The sequence below is a fragment of the Psittacicella hinzii genome (assembly GCF_003585935.1).
GTDB classification, from domain to species: domain Bacteria; phylum Pseudomonadota; class Gammaproteobacteria; order Enterobacterales; family Psittacicellaceae; genus Psittacicella; species Psittacicella hinzii.
Genome location: NZ_NRJG01000142.1, coordinates 1 through 9427 on the forward strand (window position 1 = coordinate 1; position 9427 = coordinate 9427).

Annotated in this window: 5 protein-coding genes; 2 read left to right on the forward strand and 3 right to left on the reverse strand. The window is 35.0% G+C overall.

Translation table 11 applies throughout. From position 1 onward, the window contains the following. Window positions 1–147: 147 nt before the first annotated feature. Complete coding sequence (locus tag CKF58_RS06865) at window positions 148–1605, forward strand: catalase (RefSeq protein ID WP_281270692.1); 1458 nt, start codon at window positions 148–150, stop codon at window positions 1603–1605. A gap of 245 nt (window positions 1606–1850) precedes the next feature. Beyond that, window positions 1851–4289, forward strand: a complete 2439-nt coding sequence (locus CKF58_RS06870; protein ID WP_119532304.1) for a DNA gyrase subunit B — start codon at window positions 1851–1853, stop codon at window positions 4287–4289. A gap of 19 nt (window positions 4290–4308) precedes the next feature. Here the strand turns inward: CKF58_RS06870 and recF are convergent, their stop codons facing one another. The 3 genes from recF to CKF58_RS06885 are packed head-to-tail and all read right to left on the reverse strand — an operon-like array spanning window position 4309 to window position 9225. After that, window positions 4309–5502, reverse strand: a complete 1194-nt coding sequence (gene recF, locus CKF58_RS06875; RefSeq protein WP_119532306.1) for a DNA replication/repair protein RecF — start codon at window positions 5500–5502, stop codon at window positions 4309–4311. A 60-nt stretch (window positions 5503–5562) separates the two neighbouring features. Continuing rightward, a complete protein-coding gene (locus CKF58_RS06880; protein WP_119532308.1) occupies window positions 5563–6885 on the reverse strand; it encodes a beta clamp domain-containing protein in 1323 nt (440 codons plus the stop codon). A gap of 3 nt (window positions 6886–6888) precedes the next feature. Further along, complete coding sequence (locus CKF58_RS06885) at window positions 6889–9225, reverse strand: AAA family ATPase (RefSeq protein WP_119532310.1); 2337 nt, start codon at window positions 9223–9225, stop codon at window positions 6889–6891. Window positions 9226–9427: the final 202 nt, after the last annotated feature.

The window sequence follows — 9427 nt, forward strand, 5'->3', positions numbered from 1 at the left end:
TTATTGATAAGTAAAACCTAAGAATAAAAGTTTTAAATTTTATTTAAGCTGTGCTATAATTTAACTATAAAATTTTTCGCAGAAGAGCAAAAACTTGATTTTTTAATCTTCAAACCTACATATTTTAATTTCTTTAAGGATGCAACTATTATGAGTAAATGTCCATTTGATCATAACAATGCTACTTTAACAACAGCTGCAGGTAAACCTGTTGTTGATAACGATAATACTCAACAAGCTGGTGTTAACGGTCCATTACTATTACAAGACGTATGGTACCAAGAAAAATTAGCACACTTCGCGCGTGAGCGTATTCCTGAGCGTGTAGTACATGCTAAAGGTTCTGCTGCATTTGGTACATTTAAAGTAACTCATGATATTTCTAAATTTACTAAAGCCGCGGTTTTCCAACCAGGTGCAGAAACTGATGTATTATTACGTTTCTCTACTGTAGCTGGTGAACGTGGTGCTGCAGATGCAGAACGTGATGTTCGTGGTTTCTCATTAAAATTCTATACAAGTGAAGGTAACTGGGACTTAGTAGGTAACAATACTCCGGTATTCTTTATCCGTGATCCATTAAAATTCCCAGATTTCATTCATACGCAAAAACGTGATCCACGTACTAACATGCGTTCAGCTGATGCTGCATGGGATTTCTGGGTACGCACTCCAGAAGCTATGCACCAAGTGATGATTCTTCACTCTGACCGTGGTTTACCTGCAAACTACAGACAAATGCACGGTTTCGGTTCACACACTTACTCATTCATTAATGCGCAAAACGAACGTTACTGGGTTAAATTCCACTTCAAATCAATGCAAGGCATTGCTAACCTAACTAACGAAGAAGCGGCTGAAGTAGTAGGTAAAGACCGTGAATCAGCACAAAAAGATTTATATGAAAACATTGAAGCTGGTAACTTCCCACGCTGGGCTGTAAAAGTACAAATTATGCCAGAAGCTGATGCTGCTAAACATAATTATACTTTCGACTTAACTAAAATTTGGCCTTACAGCGATTACCCATTAATCGATGTAGGTGTTTTAGAATTAAACCGTAACCCAGCTAACTATTTTGCTGAAGTAGAACAAGCGGCATTTGCTCCAAGCAACAACGTACCTGGTATTGGTTTCTCACCAGATCGTATGTTACAAGGTCGTCTATTCTCTTACCAAGACGCACAACGTTACCGTTTAGGTGTTAACCACCACCAAATCCCTGTAAACCAACCTAAATGTCCATACCACACTACACACCGTGATGGATATATGCGTGTTGATACTAATGGTGGTGCACACCCTAACTATGCTCCTAACCGTTTCAACACTTACGAGCCAACTCACGATCAAGAGCCACCTTTAGCTTTAGAACGTGCTGCAGCTCACTACGATTTCCGTGGTTACGATCAAGATTACTTCAGTCAACCACGTGCGTTATACCAAAAAGTAATGAACGATGCACAAAAAGCACAATTAGCTGCTAACTATGCTGCTTCATTATCAGGTGTAACATGTGCTGAAACTGTAGAAAAAGCTTTAGAGTTATTTGCAAACATCGACCCTAATTTATCGGCAGCTGTTCGTAAAAACTTAGGTAAATAATTTGCGTTTAACGCTTCAATCTCATATTCGAAATAAAAACGAGAGCTCAGATTTATCTGGGCTCTCGTTTTTTGTTATCTACGTACAAATAGGTAAAAAGTACCACGATATGCTATAATAGTAAGGTTAATTAGTTTATGTGTCCCCCTATAAGGAGAGGATTTAATTCTCAAGAGGATACAAGTTTTTAAGTTTTTCAACCTAGTCAAAATACATATTGACCGCAAATCTCCAAGGGGATATAGATGTCAGCAGACAATAACAGAAGCTATGACGCAAATACAATCCGAGTTTTAAAAGGTTTAGACGCTGTTAGAACTCGTCCAGGGATGTATATCGGTAATACTGACGATGGTACAGGTCTTCATCATATGGTATTTGAAGTTGTAGATAACTCTATTGATGAAGCTCTTGCAGGTTATTGCTCAAACATTAAAGTTGTTATTCACGAAGACAATTCAGTATCTGTTACAGATGATGGTCGCGGTATTCCTACAGCTATTCACCCGGAAGAAGGTGTTAGTTCAGCCGAAGTAGTAATGACCGTACTTCATGCTGGTGGTAAATTTGATGCTAAAACTATTGCCGGTGGTTTACACGGCGTAGGTGTTTCTGTTGTAAACGCTCTGTCTTCTAAACTCTTTTTACGTATTCGTCGTGATGGTAAAGTTCACGAACAAACTTATCACAATGGAGTGCCTCAAGCTCCATTAACAGTTACTGGTACAACAGACAAAACTGGTACTATGGTGCGTTTCTGGCCATCACACGAAACCTTTAAAAACGTTACAGAATTTTCATACGACATTTTATGCAATCGTTTAAGAGAATTAAGTTTCTTAAACTCAAATGTACGTATTGAATTAAAAGACGAACGCGACGGTCGTCATGATGAATTCCATTATGCCGGTGGTCTACAAGAGTTCGTTAAGTTCTTAAATACCAATAAAACTGTAATTAACGAAGAACCTTTCTACTTCCAAAGTGTAAACGAAGAATTAGGTATTACCGTTGAAGTTGCAATGCAATGGAACGATACCTATAAAGAAAGTGTTCACTGTTTTACAAATAATATCCCTCAACGTGATGGTGGTACGCACCTAATTGGTTTTAAAGCAGCTTTAACTCGTTCATTAAATGGTTATATTGAGCGTGAAGTGATTGCTAATGCTAAATCTAAAGCCTTAAAAGATCTAAAAATCGACGGTGACGATTCACGTGAAGGTTTAGTAGCTATTATTAGCGTTAAAGTTCCTAACCCGAAATTCAGTTCACAAACTAAAGATAAACTAGTTTCTTCTGAAGTGCGTGGGGTTGTTGAATCAACAATTAACGATAAATTCCAAACTATTTTGGAAGAAAATCCAAAAATAGCCCGTACTATTGTTGATAAAGTTATTTCAGCAGCTCGTACGAGAGAAGCTGCTCGTCGTGCGCGTGAATTAGCTCGCACTAATAAAAAGCATACGTTCACCACAAATAAACTTGTACACTGTAACTCACGTAATCCTGAAGAATGTGAGGTTTACTTAGTCGAGGGGGACTCTGCGGGTGGTTCGGCGGTTAAAGCTCGTGACGTGCAAACCCAAGCAATCTTACCTCTACGTGGTAAAATTCTTAATGTAGAAAAAGCCCGTTTTGATAAGATTATTGAGTCACAAGAGATTGCGAATATTATTGCCGTTTTAAAATGTGGTATTAATGATGAATTCAATTTAGATAATTTACGTTATCACAAAATTGTAATCATGACCGATGCCGACGTTGACGGTTCACACATTCGTACTCTTTTATTAACTTTCTTCTTCCGTCAAATGCCACAACTTATTGAAGCAGGTAAAATTTACATTGCCCAGCCACCTCTCTATAAGTTAATGCTTGATCGTAAAGCTGTATATCTAAAAAATAACGATGAATACAATCGTTTCTTAATTGATTACGCTTTAGAAGGTGCGGATTTAGAAGTTAAAGGTCAAGTTTACTCTTCAAGTCAATTAAAAGATCTATGCGATCGTTACTTAAAATTAAGTGCGAAAATTAGTGCTCATAACAAAAAATATTCTCCAGAAGTAATGGAAACTTTAATTAGTTACTTACCTCTAAATGAGTCTATGTTCACTAATGCACAAGATTTTACCGCTTGGATGAATGGTCTCTTAGATTTATTAAAATCTACCCAAGATCAATCTATTCGTTATGAAGCTCATCTTGCTGAAGACGAAGAGACTAAAGAACTATACTATCGCTTAAGTGAAATTAAGCACGGTATGGAAGCTACTTACACTTTAAATCGTGATTTCTTAATGTCTAAAGACTATCAAGAAGTAGCCTCTTTAGCGCATGATTTAAAAGACATTCTACCTGTAAGCCAAGACACAAGCGAACGTTACATGGTGCGCGGTGAAGTACGCAAACCGATTAAATACTTTAATGACTTCGTTTCAACTCTATTAACTCTCGCTACTTCAAAACTTAAACCATCTCGTTATAAAGGGTTAGGTGAAATGAACTGGGAAGAGTTAGAAGAAACAACCATGAAAGTAGAAAATCGTACTTTACTTAAAGTTGAAGTAAAAGATGCTATTCTTGCTGATCAACTCTTTACCACGCTAATGGGTGATGAAGTTACACCACGTCGTGACTTTATTGAGGAAAACGCTTTATACGCGAATATTGACTTATAAAGCCAAAAAAGAACCTGCATTAAGCAGGTTCTTTTTCATTATCCGTAAAATATTGATCGAGATTAAACTCTTGTGAGATAACCTCTTCACCATTAACTAAATGGTGCGTAAGTTTACCTTTTTCTAGACTAAACTCATCCCAAGTATCAATTAAACCATTAAAAATATTTAAGCCACTATTATCAATATAGCTCATAAATATCTGACTTGGATTACTAAGCAGTTTAGTGGCAAAAAGTTTTTGTTTATTTTGATCGAGCTCGGCAGCAATATCATCGATAACAAAAATGCAATCTTCTTGTGCATGTTCATACAAAATATCAACTTGTGCCATTTTTAAGGCAATGGCTAAGAGTTTTTGTTGTCCACGACTTAGGATCTCTGAGGCTGGAAGATTAAAGCATTTGATCGACAAATCAAAACGATGAATGCCATATCTTGCCCAACCAGAATAAACATCTTGCTCAAAACGACTTTCGAGGATTTGTGCTAAAGAGCTATCATTTTTCCAGCCGCGTTCATATTCAAGAGTAATCGGTATTTCAGGTAAGAAGATTTTTAACAGATCTTGCACTTTCTCTGCTAAAAGAGCAAAGTACTTTTCATACTTAAGATTTAACTCTTCACTATAGGTAACAAGATTCGTTATATATCCTTGATAAGCTTGTAACTCACTTTCAGGAATACGTTTTCCACTATCTAAATAATCTTTAAATTGTTTGAGATAGGAATTACGATTTTTATGCAAATTTTCAGTTTTGCGCCATAAATCTATAAAATCGACATAATGATAAAACATGCCCCAGTTGAGATAACGACGACGAAATTCAGGAGTTCCATCAATTAGCTGAATTATGTCAGGGGCAATTAATTGTACTGCTAAGAGCTTACTCGTTTCTTTAGCTTCAACCTTTGCGCCATCAAGATAGTTAGTTAAAGCTAATTTACTATCGATTTTTACTCCTAGATTATGATCAATATTGCGATCATTATCTACTTGCATATAAACTGCAAGATTATCTTTACCTTCTTGCACTAAAGCACCTTTTTTCGACTTAAAACTGCGTTGGTGACTTACTAAGAAAATAGCTTCGAGAATGGAGGTTTTACCAGCTCCATTATGCCCAGTGACAAAATTTAACTTACGTCCAGGCTTTAGAGTCAGATTATCAATATTACGAAAGTTTACTAGATTTAGTTGCTTTATAAACATAACAATAAAAAAAGATTATGAGCTTAACCTCATAATCTTTTTTAAAGCGAAAATTAAGCTCTAGTCGTTACTTGTATCAACTGCTACGTTGTTGTATGGAGTTAAGATATAAGTACGATCTAATTCAGAATTACTAATTTCTTTTACCGCAAATACTGGCACTTTTTTCACCACAAAGTTTAAACTTAATTTAAGTTCATCTTGTGGTTGTTGACGGTATTTTGCAGATTCTTGTAAAGGAGTAATTAACTCAATAAAATGTTTACCCTGTACACGTAAATTTAATGGTTGACGTTCAGGATTCAATTCAATGTCATTTAACTCTGTACTAAATGAATCTAGCGTACCTGGATTTGAAGCAGAAAGAGTTAAAGCACCATTACCTGAATTTAAGAGAATAATTTCTCCAAAACGTGTAGAACGAGTGAGTTTATCTTTTAGTTCTAAAGCATAACACACTACGTCATTATCAAATACTTCAGGGATAATGTGACTATATTGAGGTGGTTTACTATAAGTTAAGTTGAAAATTAACTCTTCACCATCTTTAAGAATTTGTAAGTATTGTACGTGACCCGATACAGTTAAGTGCATAATTAATTCAACTTCTTTATTATCGGTAGATAATAAACGTTGTAATTCTGCACCAGTACGACGTGATAGGTTAAAAATTAATGGCACTTCTTCAGAGAAGTTTTTAAAGCCATTGATGGTATAAGGATCGCTACCCTCCGGGAACGTATAATTACAAAGAGCAATACGAGCATAATCACCACCAAAGATTTTTAACATCGTTGGGGTTAAAGAGAAAATTAACGTATGTAAACTCGCATGTTTAGAAGCTTTTAAGCTTACACAGAACAGTGTCGATTGAATAATGTCTTTTAAAATACGTTCAGGTAAACGTAAGGTTGAAGTATTTACTGCTTCTTTTAAGTTTTCTTTTAAAAGAGCATAACCTTGACCGTTTGAAGCTTCTACACGCACTGCTGTAGTTTCGTAAGTTAAATTAGCGTAAGTAAGCTCACCTTCTTTTGGTACTTTATCAAAGTGTAATTTAACTAGAGTTTGACCGTTTAAACCTGTAACCGCATCAACAAAACTAATACATGATACAGATACTTGTTTAACACGACCTCTTTGCGTATTTACGATAAATGAATCAGGGAACTCCACAGATTCTCCTGTTTCTGGATCAACAGTTACAATTACGCTGTGGTTGATTTCTTTATCACCCGCTAGGAAAACAATTTCACCTGGGTTAGTAAAATCTAATAGTACATGTTGACTTAAGGGAATTGACGGATCAAGAGTTTTAGTTACAACTTCTCGAGCGATGTTTAACGCGCGTTGTAATTTTTGCGCTTGTAAAATTAATTTCATTGCCTATGACTCTATTTCTGTAGGAATAGTAAGAGGATAAGTTAAGAATAAATCGCCTTTTAAGTTCGCACTTTTTGGACGATTTTCAATAATATCGTTAACTTGTTTTTGAATTACACTTACGACCTTATACATACGGCTTTCAGTATCTTCTAGCTGCTTAACGCATTTTTGAGCATGAGCTTGTAGCGTTGAAGTTCCAAGCTCCATAATCTCAGCTATTTGGTTATAGGTTAAATTAGCATTAATACGTAGAATGCAAGTACAAACATTACGTAAGAAAACAAATTTTTGACTACGATTACGTGCAAATAGATCTTCGAGAGTATGACCTAGTTCAGCACAAACTATTTCAAACAGTTGTTTTGAACTAAATTTAACGCTCATTTCAGAGAACTTAAAGTGCTTTTCAATATTTGCGTCAAAGTTTTCTGTTGAAACCGTATTATTGAAAAAGCCTCGTATTGCACGGAAGTCTGAATTTTTACTCGCTAATACAACTTTGTTTTTCTGCTCGGGCGTCAACACTAAAGAACGATTTGGTTTCAGCAAATCTTCAATAAAGCGACGACGTAAGTTCGTATCTGGTAAAGAGATCTCTACTCGTAAACACTCATCACTGCGTGATTTTAGACGTTGCATTTCAACATCCATTTCATCATGCGTGAATAACTGTTCGTAAGGTAAAGAACTTACGATAATAAGCACACGATTATTATATTCTTTTATCGTATCAATTAAATTAAATATATATGATTTAGCTCCGCCACTAGACATCATCGAAGAAAACTCATCGATAATAGTCACATGGTTTTCCATAATATTATCCGTTAAACCTGCTAGTAGCTTTTCTTTAGCTGCATGCGAATAGGTATTTTGGAAACGAAACACAAAGTGCTTAATCTTATCACTATCTACACCATAATTAATTAATGCTTCAGCAAAATAAGAAACAAGATAAGTTTTACCCACACCAGGATTTCCCATTAAGAAAATCACTTGGCTCGGAAACTGTTCTTTATTAATTATTTTCTTTGCTAACTCATCGAAAATAGTGTACGCCGAAAGATTCGCTTTAGAAATAATAATGCTATCACCTACACGACGGGTAAAGCGATTAAGAATCGGATTAATTATCCCTCTAATATCATTGTATTCTTTATCGCTTGCCGTACGTTCATAATCGGTAAACTCTTTGATTGGCATTTGCATGTCACTAAGCAGTTTACTACGATATTTTTGTGCGGTTTCGATAGCACTAGCAAAATCTTTAGTATCTGAAAGTAAATAGTTACGTGGATTAAACAAATAACTACTTGCAAAGTCAAAAGGTTCAACATAAGTTAAACCATGTTTACTTTTACGATTTTCAGCTTTTTGTTTTAAGTATTTTTCGGTCTCTTTACGTGTTTTAGTATTTTGACGCTTGAGCTGTTGTTGATATTTTTGAATAAAGCTGCTCGGACGACTTATTTGCCATACTTTACTATCACTAGGAATATTAAATTTCTCTAAGTGTGGACGTAAAATTTTAGCAAATTGACTTAAAGATTTTTCTACTTCGCTAGTATCAACAAGATTATCGATTAGTAAGCGTTTTTTAAGATTTTTCTCTGGATGATTAATTCGCTCTAAAACATCAGCTACTAAATTTTGTGAATCTATAATATGCATAAATTCATCTAAATCCAAGCTCTGTGGATTTTCGAAAATATTTTCATATTCTTCTTCACGTAATTGTTGTTGTCTTAAAGCTTCACGACGTTCGTCAGTTAAAATATAGTCAAGATAGCGCTCTTTATACAGTTTATTTTTATATGCTGTTTGCGCCATAATATTTGACATAGATGAAGATAATTTCTTCCCTATTTCAACTAACTCATCAAACGTATACAGATGTTCACTACTTCCTTGTTCAGGTGTAAATAAACCATCATGATAAGCTAATATCATTTGTAGGGTTTGCATCCCTAAGACATAAAAGCGATTAATAACCGGTACTTCTTGTCCTTGTGATTGCTCTAGACCAACTACTTGATTAGGTGTCATCCAACCTGTATCTAAATATTCTTCATGACCGAGAATACGGAAATTTAGGTGCAATTTATCCACTTTATTACTACGTATAAACTGATAAATTGCTAAAACCATTTTAAATCTTTGCTCGGCAGTAAAATAAGTCTGGGCTAATAGTTCAGACATACTTAGCGTTAAATGTGCCGTGCGAAAAGAGATAAAATAGTTCATGACTAGATTATCTAAAAAGTCTTTTTTAAACCCCTGTTTAATAAACTGGTGTTTAATTTTTACAAGATGAGGATGAGAAAAAAGTTGTTGCATAAAATCAGATCATAATATCTAGGTCATGTATTTTAAGATAAAGACTAAATACATGCAACAATATTATACTGAAAAACTGGCTTATTTTAGCCAGAAAGCTCACTAATTTTATCTAGATCTATCCTAAAAGATTGTTAAAGTTTATGAAGTTAGATATTTTAGAGTAGCTTACTACAAAATAGTACAGAACAAATTTAAAACC